The sequence below is a fragment of the Streptomyces sp. NPDC002076 genome (assembly GCF_053593835.1).
Map to the genome: position 1 here is coordinate 596,503 of NZ_JBSFDI010000001.1, position 22,967 is coordinate 619,469.

The 22,967-nt window shown below is 69.8% G+C and carries 23 protein-coding genes; 9 read left to right on the plus strand and 14 right to left on the minus strand.

Annotated features, from left to right (window positions below):
- Positions 1-146: 146 nt before the first annotated feature.
- A complete protein-coding gene (locus ACWCQS_RS02745) occupies positions 147-1,580 on the minus strand; it encodes an NAD(P)H-hydrate dehydratase (protein WP_451002789.1) in 1,434 nt (477 codons plus the stop codon).
- A gap of 45 nt (positions 1,581-1,625) precedes the next feature.
- The gene (locus ACWCQS_RS02750; RefSeq protein ID WP_365580314.1) at positions 1,626-1,997 is read right to left on the minus strand and encodes a holo-ACP synthase; all 372 of its coding nucleotides are present in this window, start codon (positions 1,995-1,997) and stop codon (positions 1,626-1,628) included.
- Between the two features lie 92 nt (positions 1,998-2,089).
- On the opposite strand from ACWCQS_RS02750, the gene ACWCQS_RS02755 reads away from it, so the two are divergent.
- Positions 2,090-2,869, plus strand: coding sequence for an SDR family NAD(P)-dependent oxidoreductase (locus tag ACWCQS_RS02755; protein WP_451002790.1), 780 nt, complete (start codon positions 2,090-2,092; stop codon positions 2,867-2,869).
- Between the two features lie 145 nt (positions 2,870-3,014).
- Here the strand turns inward: ACWCQS_RS02755 and glmS are convergent, their stop codons facing one another.
- The gene (glmS, locus tag ACWCQS_RS02760) at positions 3,015-4,862 is read right to left on the minus strand and encodes a glutamine--fructose-6-phosphate transaminase (isomerizing) (protein ID WP_451002791.1); all 1,848 of its coding nucleotides are present in this window, start codon (positions 4,860-4,862) and stop codon (positions 3,015-3,017) included.
- A gap of 234 nt (positions 4,863-5,096) precedes the next feature.
- Here glmS and coaA point away from each other — a divergent pair, with 234 nt between their 5' ends.
- Positions 5,097-6,065 carry a type I pantothenate kinase gene (gene coaA, locus ACWCQS_RS02765; protein ID WP_388621021.1) on the plus strand — a complete coding sequence of 323 codons (969 nt, stop codon included), beginning with the start codon at positions 5,097-5,099 and terminating at the stop codon, positions 6,063-6,065.
- A gap of 65 nt (positions 6,066-6,130) precedes the next feature.
- Here the strand turns inward: coaA and glmM are convergent, their stop codons facing one another.
- From glmM to rplM, 3 genes are all read right to left on the minus strand, one after another.
- Positions 6,131-7,489: a phosphoglucosamine mutase gene (gene glmM / locus ACWCQS_RS02770; protein WP_451002792.1), complete on the minus strand. Its 1,359-nt coding sequence runs from the start codon at positions 7,487-7,489 to the stop codon at positions 6,131-6,133.
- 146 nt (positions 7,490-7,635) lie between these two features.
- The gene (rpsI, locus tag ACWCQS_RS02775; protein ID WP_003998795.1) at positions 7,636-8,148 is read right to left on the minus strand and encodes a 30S ribosomal protein S9; all 513 of its coding nucleotides are present in this window, start codon (positions 8,146-8,148) and stop codon (positions 7,636-7,638) included.
- Positions 8,149-8,190: 42 nt separating this feature from the next.
- Entirely contained in the window at positions 8,191-8,634 is a 444-nt protein-coding gene (gene rplM / locus ACWCQS_RS02780; protein ID WP_030345455.1) for a 50S ribosomal protein L13, read from the minus strand.
- A gap of 257 nt (positions 8,635-8,891) precedes the next feature.
- On the opposite strand from rplM, the gene ACWCQS_RS02785 reads away from it, so the two are divergent.
- The 7 genes from ACWCQS_RS02785 to ACWCQS_RS02815 all read left to right on the plus strand — a co-directional run bounded on the left by ACWCQS_RS02785 (position 8,892) and on the right by ACWCQS_RS02815 (position 17,789).
- Positions 8,892-9,767, plus strand: coding sequence for a hypothetical protein (locus ACWCQS_RS02785; protein ID WP_451002793.1), 876 nt, complete (start codon positions 8,892-8,894; stop codon positions 9,765-9,767).
- 65 nt (positions 9,768-9,832) lie between these two features.
- Complete coding sequence (locus tag ACWCQS_RS02790) at positions 9,833-10,288, plus strand: hypothetical protein (RefSeq protein ID WP_451002794.1); 456 nt, start codon at positions 9,833-9,835, stop codon at positions 10,286-10,288.
- A 10-nt stretch (positions 10,289-10,298) separates the two neighbouring features.
- Positions 10,299-11,669, plus strand: coding sequence for a glycoside hydrolase family 26 protein (locus ACWCQS_RS02795; RefSeq protein ID WP_451002795.1), 1,371 nt, complete (start codon positions 10,299-10,301; stop codon positions 11,667-11,669).
- 242 nt (positions 11,670-11,911) lie between these two features.
- Positions 11,912-13,363 (plus strand): glycosyltransferase family 2 protein, encoded by a 1,452-nt coding sequence (locus ACWCQS_RS02800; RefSeq protein ID WP_451002796.1) that lies wholly within the window; start codon positions 11,912-11,914, stop codon positions 13,361-13,363.
- Between the two features lie 21 nt (positions 13,364-13,384).
- The gene (locus ACWCQS_RS02805; protein ID WP_451002797.1) at positions 13,385-14,611 is read left to right on the plus strand and encodes a glycoside hydrolase family 113; all 1,227 of its coding nucleotides are present in this window, start codon (positions 13,385-13,387) and stop codon (positions 14,609-14,611) included.
- A gap of 14 nt (positions 14,612-14,625) precedes the next feature.
- Complete coding sequence (locus tag ACWCQS_RS02810) at positions 14,626-15,726, plus strand: sugar phosphate nucleotidyltransferase (protein WP_451002798.1); 1,101 nt, start codon at positions 14,626-14,628, stop codon at positions 15,724-15,726.
- Between the two features lie 35 nt (positions 15,727-15,761).
- The gene (locus ACWCQS_RS02815; protein WP_451002799.1) at positions 15,762-17,789 is read left to right on the plus strand and encodes an acyltransferase family protein; all 2,028 of its coding nucleotides are present in this window, start codon (positions 15,762-15,764) and stop codon (positions 17,787-17,789) included.
- Between the two features lie 4 nt (positions 17,790-17,793).
- Here the strand turns inward: ACWCQS_RS02815 and truA are convergent, their stop codons facing one another.
- From truA to map, 8 genes are all read right to left on the minus strand, one after another.
- A complete protein-coding gene (gene truA / locus ACWCQS_RS02820; protein ID WP_451002800.1) occupies positions 17,794-18,633 on the minus strand; it encodes a tRNA pseudouridine(38-40) synthase TruA in 840 nt (279 codons plus the stop codon).
- 74 nt (positions 18,634-18,707) lie between these two features.
- Positions 18,708-19,202 (minus strand): 50S ribosomal protein L17, encoded by a 495-nt coding sequence (gene rplQ, locus ACWCQS_RS02825; RefSeq protein WP_450984236.1) that lies wholly within the window; start codon positions 19,200-19,202, stop codon positions 18,708-18,710.
- A gap of 117 nt (positions 19,203-19,319) precedes the next feature.
- Entirely contained in the window at positions 19,320-20,342 is a 1,023-nt protein-coding gene (locus ACWCQS_RS02830; RefSeq protein ID WP_003966937.1) for a DNA-directed RNA polymerase subunit alpha, read from the minus strand.
- A 154-nt stretch (positions 20,343-20,496) separates the two neighbouring features.
- The gene (rpsK, locus tag ACWCQS_RS02835) at positions 20,497-20,901 is read right to left on the minus strand and encodes a 30S ribosomal protein S11 (RefSeq protein WP_003956432.1); all 405 of its coding nucleotides are present in this window, start codon (positions 20,899-20,901) and stop codon (positions 20,497-20,499) included.
- 65 nt (positions 20,902-20,966) lie between these two features.
- Positions 20,967-21,347, minus strand: coding sequence for a 30S ribosomal protein S13 (gene rpsM / locus ACWCQS_RS02840; protein WP_009300593.1), 381 nt, complete (start codon positions 21,345-21,347; stop codon positions 20,967-20,969).
- A gap of 190 nt (positions 21,348-21,537) precedes the next feature.
- On the minus strand, positions 21,538-21,651 hold the full coding sequence (gene rpmJ, locus ACWCQS_RS02845) for a 50S ribosomal protein L36 (RefSeq protein WP_003998809.1): 114 nt from the start codon (positions 21,649-21,651) through the stop codon (positions 21,538-21,540).
- 59 nt (positions 21,652-21,710) lie between these two features.
- A complete protein-coding gene (gene infA, locus ACWCQS_RS02850; RefSeq protein WP_003948620.1) occupies positions 21,711-21,932 on the minus strand; it encodes a translation initiation factor IF-1 in 222 nt (73 codons plus the stop codon).
- 147 nt (positions 21,933-22,079) lie between these two features.
- Positions 22,080-22,916, minus strand: coding sequence for a type I methionyl aminopeptidase (gene map / locus ACWCQS_RS02855; RefSeq protein ID WP_451002801.1), 837 nt, complete (start codon positions 22,914-22,916; stop codon positions 22,080-22,082).
- Positions 22,917-22,967: the final 51 nt, after the last annotated feature.

A 22,967-nucleotide genomic window follows, 5' to 3' on the forward strand; every position in this document is an offset into this window, starting at 1 on the left:
CGGGGGTGCCGCGCGGGAGGGTCACCCGGGGGGCGGACCTGGATACGGCGGTCGTCGGCCCCCAGCGGGTGGGCGCAGGCTGCACCTTGCCGACGCCGGTGAGCGACCCCACCCCCGGCCGGCCGCGGCGCCGGACGCCCGGTCAGCTACAGCGCGTGCACGTCCCGCCAGGCCTCCGGGATCCGGTCGGAGACGTCATGTGCGCCCACCGGTGCCCCGTCCGCCGCGAACCGCCCGGCCAGGCCGTGGAGGTACGCCGCCGTGCTCCCCGCGTCCAGCGCCGAGAGCCCCGATGCCAGCAGCGACCCGGCGAGGCCCGACAGCACGTCGCCGCTGCCCGCCGTGGCCAGCCAGGACGTCCCCGTGGCGTTCACCCGCACCGCCCCGCCCCCGGCGTCGGCGACCAAGGTCGTCGACCCCTTCAGCAGTACCGTCGCCCGGTACACCGCCGCCAGCTCCCGCACCGCGGCCAGGCGAGCCCCCTCGACCTCCTCCCGGCGCACGCCCAGCAGCGCGGCCGCCTCTCCGGCATGGGGTGTCATCAGGGTCGGCGCCGTACGCCCGCGCACCACGTCCCGCTCGGCCAGCCGCAGCCCGTCCGCGTCGATCAGTACCGGCACATCCGCCCCGAGCACCTCGGTCACGGTCGCCGCGTCCTCCCCGGCCCCCGGCCCGACCACCCAGGCCTGTACGCGCCCCGCCTTCGCCGGCCCCTGGTCGGACACCAGCGTCTCCGGGAAGCGGGCGATGACCGCGTCCCCGGCCGGCCCGACGTACCGTACGGCCCCCGCCCCGCCCCGCAGCGCGCCGGAGACGGCGAGCACGGCGGCGCCCGGATAGCGCGCGGACCCGGCGGCGATCCCGACGACCCCGCGCCGGTACTTGTCGCTCTCCGCGGCCGGAACCGGCAGCAGCCGTGCCACGTCGGCGTGTTGCAGGGCTCGGAGCTCGGGCCGGCCGGGCAGTTCGAGACCGATGTCGACCAGCCGCACCACCCCGGCGTACTCACGCCCCGGATCGATCAACAGCCCCGGTTTGTACGTCCCGAAGGTCACCGTCAGATCGGCCCGGACCGCGGCCCCCCGCACCTCCCCGGTGTCCGCCTCGATCCCGCTCGGCAGGTCCACGGCCACCACCGCGGCCCGGGACCGCGCGGCGATCCCGGCCAGGACCTCGGCCTCGGGCCGCAGCCCGCCCTTGCCGCCGATCCCGACGATCCCGTCCACGACGAGGTCGGCCCGCTCGATCAGCCCCTCGGCGGAACCGGCCGCGGCGACCGTGCCGCCCGCCCGCCGCAGCGCGGCCAACCCGCCGGTGTGCGCCCGTTCGGGCGTCAGGAGCACGGCCGTGACCCCGGCGCCGCGCCGGGCCAGCCGGGCCCCCGCGTACAACGCGTCCCCGCCGTTGTCGCCGCTGCCGACGAGCAGCACCACCCGGCTGCCGTACACCCGTCCGAGCAACTCGGCGCAGGCGGCGGCCAGCCCGGCGGCGGCCCGCTGCATCAGCGCACCCTCCGGCAGCCGCGCCATCAGCGCCCGTTCGGCCGCCCTTACCGTCTCCACGCTGTACGCACTCCGCATGGCACCGAGTCTGCCCCGGAACGGCCGTCGCCCACACCCGGGCGTTCAGCCCTCGGCGACCACCACGGCCGAGGCGACGCCCGCGTCATGGCTGAGCGACACATGCCAGGACCGCACGCCCAGCTCCGCGGCCCGCGCGGCCACGCTGCCCGTCACCCGCAGCCGGGGCTGTCCGCTGTCCTCGACATACACCTCGGCATCGGTCCAGTGCAGCCCGGGCGGCGCCCCCAGCGCCTTCGCCAGGGCCTCCTTGGCGGCGAACCGGACCGCGAGCGAGGCGATCCCGCGCCGCTCCCCGCTGGGCAGCAGCAGCTCCCGCTCCACGAACAGCCGATCGGCCAGCCCGGGCGTCCGCTCCAACGACGCGCGAAACCGGTCGATCTCGGCGACATCGATCCCCACTCCGATGATGCTCATGCCGGGCAGCCTACGATCGCGGACCCGGCGGCACCCGCCCACCTGGCGAAATCCAACTGCCGCGCCGGGCGCGTGCCGTCTACGCTCCGTCCATGACGACCCAGGCCCATCTCTCCCGACTCTTCTCGCTGGACGGCCGTGTCGCCGTGGTGACCGGAGGCAGTTCAGGCATCGGCCGGGCCATCGCCGGGGCGCTGGCGCGGGCCGGCGCGAGCGTGGTGGTCGTGGCCCGCACCAAGGAGCAACTGGAGGAAACCGTCGCAGAGTTGACGGCCGACGGCTGCCGGGCCGCCTGGATCTCGGCGGACCTGAGCACCCGTGACGGTGTGCGTGCGGCGGCCGAGGAGGCGGCCGGTGTCTTCGGTGAGCCGGACATCCTCGTCAACTCCGCCGGGATCAACCTGCGACCGCCGATGGGTGAGCTGGGCGAGGACGTGTGGGACACCACCATGGCCGTGAACCTGGAGGCCCCCTTCCTGCTGGGGCAGCGGTTCGGGCCCGGCATGGCGGAGCGCGGCTTCGGCCGGATCATCCACATCACCTCGCAGCAGGCCCACCGCGCCTTCGTGCAGAGCGGGGCGTACGGCGTCTCCAAGGGGGCGCTGGAGTCGCTGGCCCGCTCGCAGGCCGAGGCCTGGTCGCCGTACGGCGTCACCGTCAACACCCTGGTGCCGGGGTTCGTGATGACCGCCCTCAACCGGCGGCTGTCGTCCGACCCGCAGCAGGTGGCCGCCCTGGCCGCCCGCACGATGACCGGCCGCAACAGCCTCGCCGAGGACTTCGAGGGCGCGGCCGTCTTCCTCGCAAGCCAGGCCTCCGCCTACGTCACAGGCCAGTCGATCTTCATCGACGGCGGCCTGTCGGTCCATTGAGCAACGCCCCGAAGCCGACAGCCCCGCAGCCCCCTGGGGGGCGCGGGGAACTGCGCGACCGGGCCCATCGGACCCGCAGTCGGCGGACAACGGTGGTCAGCTGACGAATCGCCGCTCTTCGGCCGCATCCCCCGGAGGGACGGTGCTACTCCACCGTGACCGACTTCGCCAGGTTGCGCGGCTGGTCGACCTCGTTGCCGCGGGCGGTGGCCAGTTCGCAGGCGAAGACCTGGAGGGGGACGGTGGCGACCAGCGGCTGGAGCAGGGTGGGGGTGGCCGGGATGCGGATCAGGTGGTCGGCGTACGGCACCACCGCCTCGTCGCCCTCCTCGGCGATGACGATCGTGCGCGCCCCCCGCGCCCGGATCTCCTGGATGTTGGAGACGATCTTGTCGTGCAGGACCGAGCGGCCGCGCGGGGAGGGGACGACGACCACGACCGGCACGTCCTCCTCGATCAGCGCGATCGGACCGTGCTTCAGCTCGCCCGCCGCGAAGCCCTCGGCGTGCATGTAGGCCAGTTCCTTGAGCTTCAGGGCGCCTTCGAGGGCGACCGGGTAGCCCACGTGCCGGCCCAGGAACAGCACCGTGTTCTTCGACGCCAGGCTCCGGGCCAGCTCGCGCACCGGCTTCATCGTCTCCAGGACCCGCTCGACCTCCACCGAGATCCGGGACAGGTCCTTGATCACGGCCTGGATCTCGTCGCCCCACTTGGTGCCGCGCACCTGGCCCAGATACAGCGCCACCAGGTAGCAGGCCACCAGCTGGGTCAGGAATGCCTTCGTGGAGGCGACGGCGACCTCCGGCCCGGCGTGCGTGTACAGCACCGCGTCCGACTCGCGCGGGATCGTCGAGCCGTTGGTGTTGCAGATCGCCAGCACCTTGGAGCCCTGCTCGCGGGCGTGCCGCAGCGCCATCAGGGTGTCCATGGTCTCGCCGGACTGGGAGATGGCGATGACCAGGGAGCGGCCGTCCAGGATCGGGTCCCGGTACCGGAACTCGCTGGCCAGCTCCACCTCACAGGGGATGCGCGTCCAGTGCTCGATGGCGTACTTGGCGATCAGGCCGGCGTGGAAGGCCGTACCGCACGCGACGATGACGACCTTGTCGATCTCCCGCAGCTCTGAGGGCGAGATACGGACCTCGTCCAGCGTCAGCGAACCCGACGGGTCGATGCGGCCCAGCAGCGTGTCGGCGACCGCCTTGGGCTGCTCGGCGATCTCCTTGAGCATGAAGTAGTCATAACCCCCCTTTTCCGCGGCGGAGGCGTCCCAGTCCACGTGGTAGCTGCGGACCTCGGCCGGGCGGCCGTCGAAGCCCGTCACCGTCACGCCGTCGCGGCGCAGCTCCACCACCTGGTCCTGGCCCAGCTCGATCGCGGAGCGCGTGTGGGCGATGAACGCGGCGACGTCCGAGGCCAGGAACGCCTCACCCTCTCCAACGCCCACCACCAGCGGCGAGTTCCGGCGCGCGCCGACGACCACGTCCGGCTCGTCGGCGTGCACCGCGACCAGGGTGAACGCGCCCTCCAGCCGCCGGCACACCAGCCGCATGGCCTCCGCGAGGTTCGCGCAGGCGGAGAACTCCTCGGCGAGCAGGTGCGCGACGACCTCGGTGTCCGTCTCGGACGTCAGTTCGTGGCCGCGCTCGGCGAGTTCGGCCCGCAGCACCGCGAAGTTCTCGATGATGCCGTTGTGGACGACGGCGACACGCCCCGCGTTGTCGAGATGCGGGTGGGCATTGGCGTCCGTCGGACCGCCGTGCGTGGCCCAGCGGGTGTGGCCGATGCCCGTCACGCCCGTCGGCAGCGGCCGTTCGACCAGCTCCTTCTCCAGATTGACCAGCTTCCCGGCCTTCTTCGCCGCGGCCAGCCCACCGTCGGCCAGCACGGCGACACCCGCCGAGTCGTAACCCCGGTACTCCAGCCGCTTCAGCCCGGCCATCACGACATCGAGCGCCGACTGTGACCCTACGTATCCAACGATTCCGCACATGGGCCGCAGCCTACGACCCGAGAACGGCCCGAACTGCCCTCCGTCTGCCCGAATTCGGAAATTCCCACCGTCGTACGAAGGCCGTTTCCGACCCGCCGGTCCGCGCGGACGCCGGAAGCGGAGGTCACCACCGACCACACCCCGACCCGGTCGGTCGCGCGGGCGTGACACACCCCACCCGCCGCCTCGTTCAAACTCCGTTAACAATGGACTGTGATCTCACCGGTCTCCTCGATGCCCCGGAGCGCCCACCGGCACAGGCCGGAGGCGACTCCCTACGTCGACCTCACCCGCGCCGAGTGGAGCGCGCTGCGCGACAAGACGCCGCTGCCGCTCACCGCCGAGGAGGTGGAGAAGCTGCGCGGTCTGGGCGATGTGATCGACCTGGACGAGGTGCGGGACATCTACCTCCCGCTCTCCCGGCTGCTCAACCTCTACGTCGGCGCCACGGACGGACTCAGAGGTGCGCTCAACACCTTCCTCGGCGAGCAGGGCTCCCAGTCCGGCACCCCGTTCGTCATAGGCGTCGCCGGCTCGGTGGCCTGCGGCAAGTCCACCGTCTCCCGCCTTCTGCAGGCCCTGCTCTCCCGCTGGCCCGAGCACCCGCGCGTGGAGCTGGTCACCACGGACGGCTTCCTGCTGCCCACCCGGGAGCTGGAGGCGCGCGGCCTGATGTCGCGGAAAGGTTTCCCCGAGTCGTACGACCGCCGCGCCCTGACCCGTTTCGTCGCCGACATCAAGGCCGGCAAGGACGAGGTCACCGCCCCCGTCTACTCCCACCTCATCTACGACATCGTCCCGGACCAGAGACTCACGGTCCGCCGCCCCGACATCCTGATCGTCGAGGGCCTGAACGTCCTGCAGCCCGCCCTGCCCGGCAAGGACGGCCGCACCCGGGTCGGTCTCGCGGACTACTTCGACTTCAGCGTGTACGTCGACGCGAGCGCCGAGGACATCGAGCGCTGGTACCTCAACCGCTTCAAGAAGCTGCGCCAGACGGCCTTCCAGGACCCCGACTCGTACTTCCGCAAGTACACCCAGGTCTCCGAGGAGGAGGCCCTCGACTACGCCCGCACCCTGTGGCGGACGATCAACAAGCCCAACCTGGTGGAGAACATCGCCCCCACCCGCGGCCGGGCCACCCTTGTTGTCCGCAAGGGCCCGGACCACAAGGTGCAGCGGCTGAGGCTGCGCAAGCTGTAGGCACGGGGGCCGCCTCACAATCAGTGACCAGGTACGCACCCTTGGTCACTCCGGGCGGCCCCGGGTCAGCCCAGCGCCGACTTCACGGCGTCGGCCAACCGCCCGGCGACGGACCGGGCCTGGTCGATGTCCGCGGCCTCGACCATCACCCGCACCAGCGGCTCGGTTCCGGAAGGCCGCAGCAACACCCGTCCCGTCTCACCGAGTTCGCGCTCGGCCTCGGTCACCGCGGCAGCGAGCTCCGCGGACGTCCGCACCCGCGACTTGTCCACGTCCGGCACATTGATCAGCACCTGCGGCAGCCGCTCCATCACGGACGCCAGCTCCCGCAGCGAGCGGCCGGTATCGGCGACCCGCGCCGCCAGCAGCAGCCCGGTCAGCGTGCCGTCGCCGGTGGTCGCGTGGTCGAGGATGATGACGTGCCCGGACTGCTCGCCGCCGAGCGCGTACCCGTGCTCCTTCATCTCCTCCAGGACATACCGGTCGCCGACGGCGGTCTGCACCAGGTTTATCCCGGCCTTCTCCATCGCCAGCTTGAAGCCCAGGTTGGACATCACGGTGGCGACGACCGTGCCGGCCCGCAGCGCGGAGCGCTCCCGCATGGCCAGCGCCAGCACGGCGAGGATCTGGTCGCCGTCGACCTCCTCGCCGGTGTGGTCCACGGCCAGACACCGGTCGGCGTCGCCGTCGTGCGCGATGCCGAAGTCGGCGCCGTGCTCGACCACCGCGGCCTTGAGCTGGTCCAAGTGGGTCGAGCCGCAGCCGTCGTTGATGTTCAGACCGTCCGGCTCGGCGCCGATCGTGACGACCTCGGCGCCCGCCCGGGAGAACGCCTCCGGCGAGACCCCCGAGGCCGCGCCGTGCGCTTCGTCCAGGACGATCTTCAGTCCGTCGAGCCGGTTCGGGAGGACGGACAGCAGATGGCCGACGTACTGCTCGAAGCCCTCGTCGTAGAACCGCACGCGGCCCACGCCCGCGCCCGTCGGCCGCTCCCACGGCTCGCCGTGCCGGTGGGAGTCGTACACCGCCTCGATCCGGTCCTCCAGCTCGTCGGCGAGTTTGTGGCCGCCGCGGGCGAAGAACTTGATGCCGTTGTCCGGCATGGCGTTGTGGCTGGCGGAGAGCATCACGCCGAGGTCGGCGCCGAGGGCGCCGGTCAGATGCGCCACCGCGGGCGTCGGCAGCACGCCGACGCGCAGCACGTCCACGCCGGCGCTGGCCAGGCCCGCGACCACGGCCGCCTCCAGGAACTCCCCGGACGCCCGCGGGTCCCGGCCGACCACCGCCGTCGGCTTGTGGCCCTCGAAGGTGCCCGCCTCGGCCAGCACGTGGGCCGCCGCAACGGACAGGCCGAGCGCCATCTCGGCCGTCAGGTCCGCGTTGGCCACACCACGCACGCCGTCCGTGCCGAAGAGTCGTCCCACTTGTCCTCCTGAGGAAACTGCGATCACACAAGCCGTTGAGCGGCTGAGCGTCTCGGGTCGTTATACGCCCTTGCCTGGGATAAACGAACGCCCCGACGGCACAAGTGGCGTGCCGCCGGGGCGTTCGGAGTACGAGCAGGCGACGCTTAGCGCTTGCTGTACTGCGGAGCCTTGCGGGCCTTCTTCAGACCGGCCTTCTTCCGCTCGACCGCGCGGTCGTCGCGGCGCAGGAAGCCGGCCTTCTTCAGGGGGCCGCGGTTGTTGTCGACGTCGGCCTCGTTCAGGGCGCGGGCGACACCGAGGCGCAGGGCACCGGCCTGACCGGAGACACCGCCACCCGCGATGCGGGCGATGACGTCGTAACGGCCTTCCAGCTCGAGCACCTTGAAGGGCTCGTTGACTTCCTGCTGGTGCACCTTGTTCGGGAAGTAGTCCTCGAGGGTGCGACCGTTGATCTTCCACTTGCCGGTGCCCGGGACGATCCGGACGCGGGCGATGGCGTTCTTGCGGCGACCCAGGCCGGCGGCCGGCTGGGGCTCGCCGAAGCGGGAGGCCAGGGACTCCGAGGTGTACTCGCCCTCGACGGGGACCTCGGACTCGGTGGTGTAGCTGTCGATGTCAAGCTCTTCGAGCGGCTGCTCGGCAGTGGTCTCGGCCACGATTCTCCTCAGATTCTGTTCAGTCTTAGGGGGTGGCCGGACTTACTGCGCGACCTGGGTGATCTCGAACGGCACCGGCTGCTGGGCAGCGTGCGGGTGCTGGTCACCCTTGTAGACCTTCAGCTTCGACAGCATCTGACGGCCGAGGGTGTTCTTCGGGAGCATGCCCTTGACGGCCTTCTCGATGGCCTTCTCGGGGTTCTTGTCGAGCAGCTCGTCGTAACGGACGGAGCGCAGACCGCCCGGGTAGCCGGAGTGGCGGTACGCCATCTTCTGGGTCCGCTTGTTGCCGGACAGGTGCACCTTGTCGGCGTTGATGATGATGACGAAGTCACCAGCGTCGACGTGCGGCGCGTAGATCGGCTTGTGCTTGCCCCGGAGAAGGGTCGCTGCAGTGGTGGCGAGACGGCCCAGGACAACGTCCTGAGCGTCGATGACGTGCCACTGGCGCGTCACATCGCCGGGCTTGGGGCTGTACGTACGCACGGTTCGTAGCCTTCGCTTCGAGTGAATGGTCCTGAACAGGTCACCGAAACGATCACGACAGCCTTGACCGCACGGCGGCGACGCAAACCGCGTACATGGGGTCGCTGGTCATCGGCCCGGTGGACCGGTGTAAGGGCCCGTCCCGTGAGAATGAGCAAGCCAATACACAACGAACAAGCAGAATACCGGGGTCGTCGGCGAGGGTCAAAACGGCCGATCGGCGTGCTCACCCGCGCCCCCCGTCTAAGATGCGCCCCATGAGTTACGGGCAGGGGGGACCCCAGTCTCAGTGGGATCCCTGGAAACCGCATTCGCAGCAGTCCTGGAACAGCGGTGGTGACGACGGGACCCCGGACTGGGCGGCGCTCGCCGAGGCCTCGGAGACCCGGAACAAGCGCCGCAGACTGCTGTTCATCGGCGCCGGCGCCGTCGCCACGATAGCCGTCGGCACCGCCGTGGCCATGGCCGTCGTCTCCGCGAACAGCGGCACCGACGCCTCCGGCGGTCCCACCGGCCTGCCCGCCAGCGCCTCCGTGCCCAGCGGCTCCACCACGCCGTCCTTCGCGTCCACCAGCGCCCCGCCGCCGCTGGACCCGAGGGACTTCATAGCCAGCGCCAAGAAGGACACCGCCCCGCTCAGCGCCGACACCCTCTTCCCGGGCACCCAGCTGACCATGGGCGAGACCGTGTACAAGAAGGGCGCGACGGCCGACACCACGAACTGCGCCTCCGCCGCCAGCGGCAACCTGCCGAAGATCCTCACCGCGGGCGGCTGCACCCGCCTGATCCGCGCGACCTACACCAACGGCGGCGTCGCGATCACCGTCGGCGTCGCCGTCTTCGACGAGCAGGCGCAGGCCACGAAGGTCAGGAAACAGGCCGCCAAGAAGGCCGTGGTGCGCTCCCTGCCCGGCAAGGGCGTCAAGAACTTCTGCGACTCCGCGATCTGCCTGACGACCACGAACGCCGTGGGCCGCTACGCCTACTTCACCACCGGCGGCTTCCTCAACGGCAAGAACGTCACGAACAAGGACACGGCGGTCTTCCGGGCCGGCACCGACCTGCAGCAGTTCGTCTTCAACCAGATCTACCGCCGCGGCCAGGCCCAGGCGTCGGCAGCCGCCAACGGATGACCCGGACGGGTCAGCCTCTCCCCCGCACACCGGCCACCACCACAAACACCCGGGGGAACCGGCCCATGCCCATACACCCGCGGACGACCGCGCCGACCACCGACGGAAGCAGGCGCACGGGCACCGGCGCGGACGGCGGCACCGCCCGGGGCGCCGGCGCGGTCCGCCCGGACACCCCTACCCCTGCCCCCGCCGCCCGCGGCACCTTCCGCGACGACCAGGCCGACGCCTCCTGCGCCCTCGGCGCCGAAGGCGTCACCAGCGACGCTCTGCCCGCATCCCCCGCGCGCCACGACGACAACGGCACCGCAACCAACCACCCCCTCCGCATCCCCCGGAACACCAGGCACAGCAAGCTCCCCCGATCCACCACCGCTCCCGCGGCAGTCGCCGACGCAGACCTGAACCCCGGCGCCACCCTCCGCGACGTCCGAGCCGGCGGTCGCCGCGCCCTCGGCGTCGAAGGCGTCACCCGAGGCAATCCGGCCGTCGCTGCGCCGCTCCTGCTGAAAGTCGCGTGACTCTGTGCGCATGCGAGGGCGGGTCGGGCTGCTGGGGGCCGCGGCGGGAGTCGCGTTGGGTGGGCCGGCGGCGGTGTGGGCCTGGTCCGAGTGGGCCGGGGGCGACGGACGGGCGCCGGTGCTCGTGCCCGGTGATCTGCGGCATCGCGATCCGCATGCCACCCCCGCCGCGCACCGGGTGTACGCGCTGCTGGCCGGGCTGGAGAACGACGCGCGCCGGGGTCGCCCCAGCCGGACGGTGATCGGGCAGCACGTGGAGCTGCACAACGAGCGGTACAACGCGGACTACGGCGACTACCGGGGGACTAAGCAGCCGGGCTACTACTACCGCAAGGCCCGGGACATCACCGGCCGGCTGCCCGGCTTCGTGGAGCTCGACCTGGGGCCGGGGTACGGGCAGCCGGGCTGGGCGGTGGGTGAGGCACGGTCCTACTCGCGGGCCTGGCCGAGCTGCCGCCGTATGTGGGGCTACGCGGAGGACGCCGTCGACCTCGCCGTGGGCGTGTGGGCAGGGCTGCCCCGCCCGGCGGACGGCTCGTACCGCCCCTCCGGCACGCACACGGAATGCGCCTCCGGCACGGAGGTCGCCCTGCCCCACAACGGCGGAGCCCCGGCGGGCATCGTCGGCTTCTCCTTCCACCAGCCCTATCCGGGCAGTCCGGTCAAGGGCTTCCCGCAGACCCTGCACCGCAACTCGCCCGCTGTGCACGATCCCGGCTGGTTCGGCCGGGTGATCACCGAGGGCACCGCCGAGCACGGGGCCCTCCTGCACGACCTGGACTATCTCGCGGACCACCTCGGCTACCTGGGCGCCAAGGGCGTACCGGTGCTGCTGCGGCCATACCACGAGATGAACACGAAGCCCGGCCACGGCTTCTGGTGGGCGGGGCAGGACCCGGACGGGTACCGGAGGCTGTGGCGGCTGACGCACGACTACCTGGTGCACCACCGGGGCCTGCACAACCTGATCTTCGTCTGGGCCCCGAACTCCTGGGACGGCTCCTACGGCACTCCGCCCCGGCCGTACTACCCGGGCGGCGCCTACGTGGACGTCGTGGGCGTCGACGACTACAGCGGGAGCCCGGCCCGGCCGTACGGGCGCGGCGCCTGGACCGAGGTCTGGTACCGAGGCCTGGAGGAGTACGCCAGGCCCCGGATCGTCGCCGAGTCCTTCTCCGTGCCCCTCAACGCGCACCAGCCCCGGACCCTGTCCCGCACACCGTGGGTGCTGTGGACGGTGTGGGGGCAGGCGCTGACGTACGAGAACGTCTCCGAGCCGCGGCACAGGAACACGGTGGCCGATGTGAGACGGACATATACCTCTTCGGACGTGATCACCGCCGAACAGTGGAGGTCACTCCACAAGGCATCACTTGATTAAATTTTGAACACATGCACCTCACACCTGTTCCTTGCCGCGCACATACATGCAAGGATCATGTATCTGTTCGGCCAGTGGTTTGGGCGCCTGGGGGGGCATCTGAGCGGCGAGTGGCCGAGACGCCGAAGAAGGCGTCGGGGGGCAGTGAACCCTGAGTAGAAGTGCCGTGGTGCGCCTCGCACCACGGCCGAGATCTGCTGCCTCGACGCGCCGACCGATCTCACGGGAGTTCCGCAGTCGTCATGGCATCGACACTGGTCGACGGGGGGATGTCGCATTCGCGGCACAGCTCCAAGCTGGCGAAACGTACCGCCGCATGGAAGCCGGGCATCCTCCCGTTCCTGATCCCGCTGGTCCTGCTGACCGCCTTCAGCCTGTGGTCGTACACACCCAGTCACTCGCCGCTGGCCTGGTTGATCACCATCTGCTGGGCCCTTCCGGTGCCCGGGGTGCTCGTCTCCGTCCAGGGCTTCGTGCTCATCCGCCGCCGGCTCCGCAAGGCCCATCTGATGACCCCGCCCGCCCTGGTCGAGCAGGACTTCCTGATCGTCCTCGTGCCCACCATCGGGCGACACGACACCTACCCGGCCCTGGAGCGCTCGGTCCTCTCCTACGTGGAACACCTGCCGGAATGGTTCCCGTACATGCGCGTGGACGTCCTCACCGAGGAGGGCTGCGAGGCCGCCGAGCGGATCGACGAGCTGGCCGCGAACAGCCATCTGATCCGCGTGGTCACGGTCCCGAAGGCCTACCAGACCAAGAACGGCACCCGGTTCAAGGCCCGCGCGAACAACTACGCCCATGAGCTGCGCATCGAGGAGGGCGAGGCCCTCGACAACGTGTGGGTCCTGCACATGGACGACGACACCGGTGTCGGCCCCGACACCTCGGCGTCCCTCGCCCAGTTCATCAACCGCCAGCGCCGCGCGACCCCCGAAGAGGTCAAGCACATGGCGCAGGGCATCCTCACCTACCCGCGCGAGAACGCGGTGAGCCTGCTCACCTGGTTCGCCGACGCCATCCGCCCCGCCGACGACATCGCACGGTTCCGCGCCTTCACCGGCCTCGGCACCCCGGCCGCCGGTGTGCACGGCGAGCTCCTCGTCATCCGCGCCTCCATCGAGGCCGAGATCGGCTGGGACTTCGGCCCCAAGGAGATCGTCGAGGACGCCCGGCTGGCCCTGACCTTCTGCCGCCTCTACCCGGGCCGCAGCGACTGGTTCAACGGCCGCTGCTACGGCGCTTCGCCGGCCAACACCAAGGACTTCGTCAAGCAGCGCGAGCGCTGGGCCTGGGGCCTGGTCGCCCTCTGCTTCAACCGCAAGGTCCCGCTGCGCTACCGCTGGTTCCTGACCATCTGCGTGACCAGCTGGATCCTCGGCCCGCTGCAGCACGTCGGCACGATCCTGTTCGTGGCGTGGTTCATCGGCGACATGAACACCTCGCCCGTGACCCAGTCGGTCGTCCTGTTGTGGTCGATCAGCTTCGCCTACGTGATCTGGGCGTACTGGGAAGGCCTGCGCCTCAACGCGATCGCCTCGGTGAACGGCAGGCGCAAGTGGTGGGAGCCCATGGCCGTCCTGCTCCTGCTGCCCTACTTCTCCCTCATCGAGGGGCTCGGCGGCATCAAGGGCCTGTGGAAGTTCGTCCGCCGCGAGGAGAACAAGTTCGTCGTCATCGCCAAGCCCGCCTGACCCGGAAGAGATCACACACCCATGAAGCGCGCACGCCTGCCCATGCTCGCCGTGCTCCCCGTCGCCGTCATCTCCTTCGTGATCGCGGTCCCCTTCGTGATCGGCGACCACCCGCTGCAGTGGTCGTCGGGCTCGCTCGCGCCACACCTGGTGCTCGACGGCAAGGAACCCACCGGGCCGGCCGGCACCAAGGGCGGTGACGGCCAGACCTCCGCGGCCACCTCACCGACCACCGAGGTCGCCAAGGTGGACAAGGAGTGGAAGAAGGGCATGCCGCAGTGGGGCGCCCAGCTCTACTGGGAGGACAACCCCGGGCACTCCCTCACCTATGTCGAGAAGCAGGCCCGGCTGCACGCGAACTACCTGGTCGGGCTGCACGCCAACTCCGTCAGCGTGTCCTTCCCGTTCTTCACCGGGAACCGCTCGTCGACGAAGATCAGCCGCGGCGCCAAGACACCGACGCCCGAACGGCTCGCCCGTGTGCTGCAGATCTTCCACGAGGCCGGGCTGCGCACCACCGTCCGGCCCCTCATGGACGAGCACTCCCTGACCGCGGAGAACGGCTGGCGCGGCAACATCAGGCCCGCCGACCGCGACGCCTGGTTCACCTCGTACGAGAAGTTCCTCACCCCGTACCTGAAGGCCGCGGACGGCGAGAAGGCGGCCACCTTCGTCATCGGGACAGAGCTGAACTCCTTGGAGGGCGACCCGCACTGGGACCGTGTCGTGGCCGGCGCCGAAAAGCTGTTCGGCGGCGAAGTCGCCTACGACGCCAACTACGACGCATACGTCCGCGGCCCGGTGACCATGCCGGTCACCCACCTCGGGGTCGACGCCTACTTCCCGGTCAAGGTCGGCGACGACGCCTCGGTGGGCACCCTGGTCGAGGGCTGGAACAAGTGGCTCGACAGGAAGTCCACCGGCCCCCTGCCCAAGATCACCATCGCCGAGGCGGGCATCGGCGCGATGCACGGCGCCTACCACGCCCCCGGCGACTTCTACACCAAGCGCGCGGTCAACCCCCAGGTGCAGGCGAACTGGTACACCGCCGTCTGCCGGGTCGTCCAGGAGCGGCATATGAGCGGCGTCTACTGGTGGTCGATCTACTTCGACGACGATCCGAACACCAAGCCGGACGACAGGGTCGCCTCCCGGCTCGACTTCGCCGGACGCCCCCTCACCGAGAAGGCCGTCAAGTCCTGCTTCACCTCCGATTACGCGGGACCCGGGACCGCCACCACAAGCTGACCGCGGAGGCAGTCATGCAAGAAGCCATCATCCTGGTGGGCGGCAAGGGAACTCGCCTGCGCCCGCTGACGAACCACACCCCGAAGCCGCTGCTCAACGTCGCGGGCTCCTCCTTCATCCGGCACCAGATGGCCCGGCTGATGGACGCGGGCGTCGAGCACGTGGTGTTCGCCACCTCCTATCTCGCCAGCCTCTTCGAGGAGGAGTTCAGGGACTTCTCGCAGGATCTGGAGATCTCCTACGCCGTGGAGGAAGTCCCGCTCGGCACCGGCGGGGCGATCCGCAACGCCGCGCGTCTCCTGCGCGGCGGTCCGGCGGACGGGCCGGTCCTCATCCTCAACGGCGACATCCTGACCGGCCTGGACCTGGGCGCCATCCGGGCGCGGCACGAGGAGCGGGAAGCGGAGGTGACCCTGCATCTCACCCGGGTTCCCGACCCGCGCGCTTTCGGTCTCGTCCCCACCGACGAGGCCGACCGGGTGCTGTCCTTCCTGGAGAAGCCCAAGACGCCGGAGGAGTGCGTCACCGACCAGATCAACGCCGGCTGCTATGTCTTCAGCCGGTCCGTCCTGGACGCCATCCCGGCCGACCGCGAGGTCTCGGTCGAGCAGGAGACCTTCCCGCAGCTCGTCGCCCAGGGACGGCGCGTGTTCGGCCACACCACGGAGGACTACTGGCGCGACCTCGGTACGCCGCTGGCCTTCGTCCACGGCTCCGCCGACCTGGTCACCGGCAAGGCGGCCTCCCCCCTCGTGGCGGGGCCGGCCGAGGCCCTGATCCATCCCACCGCCGTCGTCGACCCGACCGCCCGCGTCACGGGGGGCTCGACCATCGGCCCGTACGCGGTCATCGGTCCGCAGGTGGTGGTCGAGCGCTCCATCATCGGCCGCGGCGTCACTCTGGCCGAGGGTGCCCGGATCCACGAGTCCGTGGTGGACCACGACTCGTCGATCGGCAGCGAATCGTTCCTGCATGAGGCCGTGGTGGGCTGCCACTCGCACGTCGGCGCGCAGAACGAGCTGCCCGCCCAGCTGCGGCTGTCGTGCGGCATCCGCATTCCCGCCCAGGGGGTGCGCGTCAGCGGTACGGCTGTCGCCTGCCCGACGGTCCACTGAAGTCGCCGGCCAGCCCGGACAGTTACTGGAGAACCGTGACCCGCCATCGCTCAACGGCCGCGCAGACGGAGCGTCTTCGCAAGTACCGGCCGGACATTCAGGGCCTGCGTGCCGTCGCCATCATGATGGTCGTCACCATGCACTGCGGCATCATCGACATCCACGGCGGCGTGGACGTCAGCTTCGTGCTGAGCGGCTTCCTCATCGGCAGCCAGCTCCTGGCCGAGATCGACAAGACCGGCAAGGTGTCCCTGAGCAAGTTCTGGGCCCGCCGGATGCGGCGACTCGCCCCGGGCATGGCCGTCGTCGTCGTCACCACGGCGATCGTGGCCTGGCTCTACGCCAGCCCGCTCAGGTTCCGCGACACCATGCGGGACGGCCTCAGCGCGGCGCTCAGCTTCATGAACTGGCGCCTCGTCGAGACCGGCACCGACTACTTCGCCAACAACGGCACGCAGTCCCCGTACCAGCACTTCTGGTCGCTGGGCATCGAGGAGCAGTTCTACGTCGCCGCCCCGATCGTCCTCGTCGTCACGGTCTGGCTCTCCCGCAGGCTCTTCCGCAACCGCGCCCTGGTGGCGCTGTTCCTGACCGCCGTGATCGGCGGGTCGCTGTACCTGTCCGTCAAGCAGACCGCCGAGAACCAGCCCCTCGCCTACTTCGGCACCCAGACCCGTATCTGGGAACTCGCCTCGGGCATCCTGCTCGCCCTCGGCGCACCGCTGCTGTCCCGCATGAACCAGGGGCTGGCCGCCGTCATCTCCTGGCTGGGCCTGGCCACCACGATCGGCACCGCCCTCCTCATCACCAAGGAGACACCCCTTCCGGGGTACGCGGTGGCCGGACCCGTGCTGGGCGCCTGCATGATCATCGCCGGCGGCTGCGCCAATCCCCGCCTCGGTGTGGAGACGATCCTGCACAACCCGGTGACCGACTACGTCGGAAACGTCAGCTACGGCTGGTACCTCTGGCACTGGCCGATCCTGATCCTCTGGCCGTTCGTGGTGGGCCGGGACATCACCTACTCGGACCGCTTCCGGGTGCTGTCCCTGTCGTTCATCCTGGCCGTCCTCATGTACTACGTCGTGGAGCTGCGCTTCAGGAACAACGCGCAGCTGGTGGCGACCCCCTGGAAGGGCATCTTCGCCGGCGGCACGGCCACCGCGGGAGCGGCCGCGGCCACGGCCTGCGCCATGTTCATCCCGCTCAACCTGGCCACCTCGGCCTCCGCCGCCAACGGGGACGCGGGTGGGTACGCCGGTGCGGCCTCGGTGCGGAAGGCCGTGCTCCAGAAGGAGCTCTCCGCGACCGCGCAGAGCGCTCTGCCGGGCTCCCCCAAGGACATGACCCACTACGGCTGCATCGACAACACCGACGTCAAGAAGTTCGTCATGCGCGACAACTGCGTCATCGGCGACAAGCAGGGCAAGAGCTCGATCGTGGTCATCGGGGACTCCCACGCCTGGCAGTGGGGCGACGCCTTCGACGCCCTCGGGAAGTCGCTGCACGTGAAGGTGGTGACCATGGCGAAGGGCGGCTGCTCGCCCGAGGTCTACGCCATCAAGAACCCCGAGCTGAACCGCGAGTACTCCGAGTGCGACAGCTGGCGGACCTCGGCGTTCAAGAGCATCGGGGACCTCAAGCCCGACGTCATCGTCGTCACCAGCCGCATCCGGCGCGAGGTGACCGAGGCCGGTGCCGAGCAGGCCTTCAAGGTCTTCGAGGCCTCAGGCGCCCAGCTCGTCTACATCACGGACACCCCGCAGCCCGGCAGGAACGCACCGGACTGCCTCGCCACCCACATCCACGACGTCTCCGCCTGCAACCCCACCGAGGACAAGGCCGTCGAATACCGTGACCTCCGCGCCGTGGAGCAGAAGGTCGCCGAACGCCATGGCGCCCGGGTCCTCGACTCTCTGCCGGCGTTCTGCGCGGACAGCGTCTGCCCGACGGTGATCGCCGACCGGATCGTCTACTTCGACGCCAGCCACATGACGGCGGGCTACGCCAAGTCGCTGGTGCCCTTCATCAAGCCGACGCTGGAGAAGGCCCTGGCCGGCTGAGCCGTCAGTCGGCCCGGACCCTCAGCCGGCGTGCCTGCCGCTGACGCTCCAGAAGCCGGTCGTCCGCCGGATAGGCGACCTCTTCCAGCGTCAGCCCGTGCGGGCGGACGACGTGCACGGCGCTGTCCCTGACGCCCGCGTCGAGGACCCGCCGCGGCCACTCCACATCGCGGTGGCCGTCGCCCACGAACAGCAGCGCGCCGACCATGGAACGCACCTGGTTGTGGCAGAAGGCGTCGGCGCGGACCTCGATCTCCACGATGCCGTCCGCACACCGGCGCACCCCGAAGTCGAGGATCTCGCGGATCGTCGTCGCCCCCTCGCGCTTCTTCGCGTAGGCCGCGAAGTCGTGCTCCCCCACGAGGGACTTGGCGGCGGCGTCCATGACGGCGACGTCCAGGGGCCAGTCGTGCCAGAGGACGTGGTTGCGCAGCAGGGGGTCCACTCCCCCGGGGTTGTCGGTGACGCGATACACGTAGCGCCGCCAGATGGCGGCGAAGCGGGCGTCGAAGCCGCTCGGCGCCTCCCTGAGCGCCCAGACCCGCACGTCCTTCGGCAGCCGTCCGGCGAGTCGCTTGAGCAGCTTCTCGTGGTGCTCCCGCCAGACCTCCTCGGGCAGATCCACGTGCGCGACCTGTCCCCGCGCGTGCACCCCGGCGTCGGTGCGTCCGGCGACGGTCAGCTCGTACGTCTCCCGGGACCGGGTGACGGTCCGCAGCGCGTCCTCGATCTCCCCCTGCACGGTCCGCCTGCCGCCGGCCTGCTTGGCCCAGCCGTGGAAGTCGGTGCCGTCGTAGGAGACGTCGAGGCGGACGCGGACATGACCGGGCTGTACTTCACTCACCCTTGGATCCTCTCAGGTACGCGAAAGCGGGCCCGCCCGGGTGAAGGGCGGACCCGCTCAGCTCAGGCGGAGCCTCAGGCCTCCGTCGACTCCTCAGCGGGAGCCTCGGCGGCGTCCTCGGCCTTGGTCTCCTCGACCTTGGCCTCCTCGGCCTCCTTGACCGCACGCTTGGTGGCGGCCTCGGCCTCGCCCACGGCCTTCTGCTGCACCGTCAGCGCCTCGACCAGCTCGATGACGGCCATGGGCGCGTTGTCGCCACGGCGGTTACCGATCTTGGTGATGCGGGTGTAGCCACCGGGACGGTTCTCGTACCGCGGGCCGATCTCGGTGAAGAGCGTGTGGACGATGCCCTTGTCCGTGATGACCTGGAGCACCTGACGGCGGTTGTGAAGGTCGCCCTTCTTCGCCTTGGTGATCAGACGCTCGGCGTACGGGCGCAGGCGACGGGCCTTCGCCTCGGTGGTGGTGATACGACCGTGCTCGAAGAGGCTCTTCGCCAGGTTCGCGAGGAGCAGCTTCTCGTGCGCGGCGCTGCCGCCCAGACGGGCACCCTTGGTGGGCTTCGGCATTGTTCTTCTCCTGTGTGTCTGCCCCGGCCGTGTCAGGTACCGGGGTCAGTATCTGAGCAGACGGTTGTCTGTCAGAGATCCGGGGTCCGCCGACGCGAACCCCGGAGGCTGTGGAGATCAGTACTGCTCGGTCTCCACGAAACCCGCGTCCGCGTCGTCGTCGGCGCCGAAGGCGTCGGCCGCGGCCGTGGGGTCGAATCCGGGCGGGCTGTCCTTGAGGGCCAGGCCCATGCCGGCCAGCTTCGCCTTGACCTCGTCGATGGACTTCGCACCGAAGTTGCGAATGTCGAGGAGGTCGGCCTCGGAGCGCGCGACCAGCTCACCCACGGAGTGAATGCCCTCACGCTTGAGGCAGTTGTAGGAGCGGACCGTGAGCTCCAGCTCCTCGATCGGCAGCGCCAGGTCGGCGGCCAGGGCGGCGTCCGTGGGGGACGGGCCCATGTCGATGCCCTCGGCGTCGATGTTCAGCTCGCGGGCGAGACCGAACAGCTCGACCAGCGTCTTGCCGGCCGACGCCATCGCGTCACGCGGACGCATCGCCTGCTTGGTCTCGACGTCGACGATCAGCTTGTCGAAGTCGGTGCGCTGCTCGACACGCGTGGCCTCGACCTTGTACGTGACCTTGAGAACCGGCGAGTAGATCGAGTCGACCGGGATACGGCCGATCTCCTGGCCCACCTGCTTGTTCTGCACGGCGGAGACGTAACCGCGGCCGCGCTCGACCGTCAGCTCCATCTCCAGCTTGCCCTTGCCGTTGAGCGTGGCGAGGACGAGGTCGGGGTTGTGCACCTCGACACCGGCCGGGGGCGCGATGTCGGCGGCGGTGACCAGACCCGGGCCCTGCTTGCGCAGGTACATCACGACCGGCTCGTCGTGCTCCGAGGAGACGACCAGCTGCTTGATGTTGAGGATCAGGTCGGTGACGTCCTCCTTGACGCCCGGCACGGTGGTGAACTCGTGCAGGACGCCGTCGATGCGGATGCTGGTGACAGCAGCGCCGGGGATCGACGACAGGAGGGTACGGCGGAGGGAGTTGCCGAGGGTGTAGCCGAAGCCCGGCTCCAGCGGCTCGATCACGAACCGGGAGCGGAACTCGTCGACGACCTCTTCGGTCAACGAGGGACGCTGAGCGATCAGCATGTGTGGATCAGATCCTTCATTCGTGGACGCCCGCTATTTGACGTCCGACGGAAACCGCACCCGTGAAAAGTGCGGGTACTGCAAGGGTACGGGCGGTACGACCCTTACGGAGCCGTACCGCCCGGAACCCACAGCCAGACGAAGCTGCCAGGCGTCAGACGCGGCGGCGCTTCGGCGGACGGCAGCCGTTGTGCGGGGTCGGGGTGACGTCCTGGATGGAGCCGACCTCGAGGCCCGTGGCCTGCAGGGAGCGGATTGCGGTCTCACGACCGGAGCCCGGGCCCTTGACGAACACGTCGACCTTGCGCATGCCGTGCTCCTGGGCGCGGCGGGCAGCCGACTCGGCGGCCATCTGCGCGGCGAACGGCGTGGACTTCCGGGAGCCCTTGAAGCCGACGTGGCCGGCGGAGGCCCAGGAGATCACGTTGCCGGACGGGTCCGTGATGGAGACGATCGTGTTGTTGAACGTGCTCTTGATGTGCGCGTGGCCGTGAGCGACGTTCTTCTTTTCCTTGCGGCGCACCTTCTTGGCAGCGCCCTGACGTCCCTTGGGGGGCATCTACTAACTCCTACGGGAGGTGGTCGGTCCTACAGCGAAGACCGTGGACAGGTGTCCGCTGCGGACTACTTCTTGCCCGGCTTCTTCTTGCCGGCGATGGCGCGACGCGGGCCCTTGCGGGTACGGGCGTTGGTGCTGGTGCGCTGACCGCGGACGGGCAGACCGCGACGGTGACGCAGACCCTGGTAGCAGCCGATCTCGACCTTGCGGCGGATGTCGGCCTGGATCTCGCGACGGAGGTCACCCTCGGTCTTGATGTTGTTGTCGACGTACTCACGAATCGCGACGAGCTGCTCCTCGGAGAGGTCGCGAACGCGGGTGTTCGGGTCGACGCCGGTCGCAGCCAGCGTCTCCTTCGAAAGGGTCCGGCCGATGCCGAACACGTAGGTGAGGGCGACCTCCACGCGCTTTTCGCGCGGGATGTCAACACCGGAAACGCGTGCCATTCAATGGCTCCTGGTGATCTTCGGAGGTCTTCCGCAGAACCGGCTCCCAGCCGCCGTATCAGGTACGAACTGGGTCCCCGGCCTCCGAACCGGGGGTGTCGAGCTGGTTGGCTCGGGTCCTGCGTATGAACATATTCAGCTCGCGTCGCGCGAATCTCTGCGATAGAGGTGCAGAGGGTTAGGTCGTGCGTCAGCCCTGGCGCTGCTTGTGGCGCGGGTTCTCGCAGATGACCATGACCCGACCGTGACGGCGGATCACCCTGCACTTGTCGCAGATCTTCTTGACGCTCGGCTTGACCTTCATTGGATTGAGGTTCTCCGGGTCAGTGCCACCACCCCGTGGGAGCGGGATGCGGGCAAGATCTACTTGTAGCGGTAGACGATCCGGCCACGCGTCAGGTCGTACGGAGACAGCTCCACCACGACCCGGTCGTCAGGGAGGATGCGGATGTAGTGCATACGCATCTTGCCGCTGATGTGTGCCAGGACCTGGTGGCCGTTCTGGAGCTCGACCTTGAACATCGCGTTCGGAAGAGACTCGACGACAGTGCCCTCGATCTCGATGGCACCTTGCTTCTTGGCCACGCTTCGCCCTTCGAATCGACTACCTTGTTCGACTCACGTGGCGGTCTCACGCTTGCAGGCATGAGGGTGCACAAGAGCCGACGACTCAGTCTACGTCGGCGCACCGTGAAAGGCGAATCGAGACAGTCTGCCCCAGCCGGGAGATCACTAACCGAGCGGATCGGGAGCAGCGGTGATCCCGTACTCCGCCAGCTTGGCCCTGCCTCCGTCCGGTGCGGTGAGGACCAGGGGTCCCTCCGCGGTCAGGGCGACCGAGTGTTCCCAGTGCGAGGACCAGGTGCCGTCCGTCGTGATGACCGTCCAGTCGTCCGACAGGACCTCCGTGCGCGGGGTGCCGAGGGAGACCATCGGCTCGATCGCGAGGCAGAAGCCGGGCACCAGCTTGGGGCCCTTGCCGCGGCGGCGGTCGACGTAGTTCAGCAGATGCGGGTCCATGTGCATCTCGGTGCCGATGCCATGGCCGCCGTAGTCCTCGATGATCCCGTACTTGCCGCCGCCCGGCTTCGGCTGCCGCCGGATGTACGTCTCGATGGCCTTGGAGACGTCGACCAGGCGGTTGCCCTGCCTCATGGCCGCGATGCCGGCCCACATCGACTCCTCCGTCACCCGGGAGAGCTCGATCAGCTCCGGAGCGTGACCGGAGCCCACGAACGCCGTGTAGGCCGCGTCGCCGTGCCAGCCGTCGACGATCGCGCCGCAGTCGATGGAGATGATGTCGCCGTCCTTGAGGACGACCTCGTCGGAGGGGATGCCATGGACGACGACGTCGTTCACGGACGTGCAGATGGTGGCGGGGAAACCGCCGTACCCCAGGAAGTTCGACTTGGCGCCGTGCTCGGCGAGAACCTTGCGGGCGACCTCGTCCAGGTCCTTGGTGGAGGCGCCGGGCACCGCGGCCTCGCGGGTGGCCGCGTGGATGGCGGCGACGACCAGGCCCGCCGCACGCATCTTCGCGATCTGCTCGGGCGTCTTGATCTGCACCATGGGGGCCTGCGCTCTCCGTCACTCACATCGGCTGGGGTATCTGTACAACAG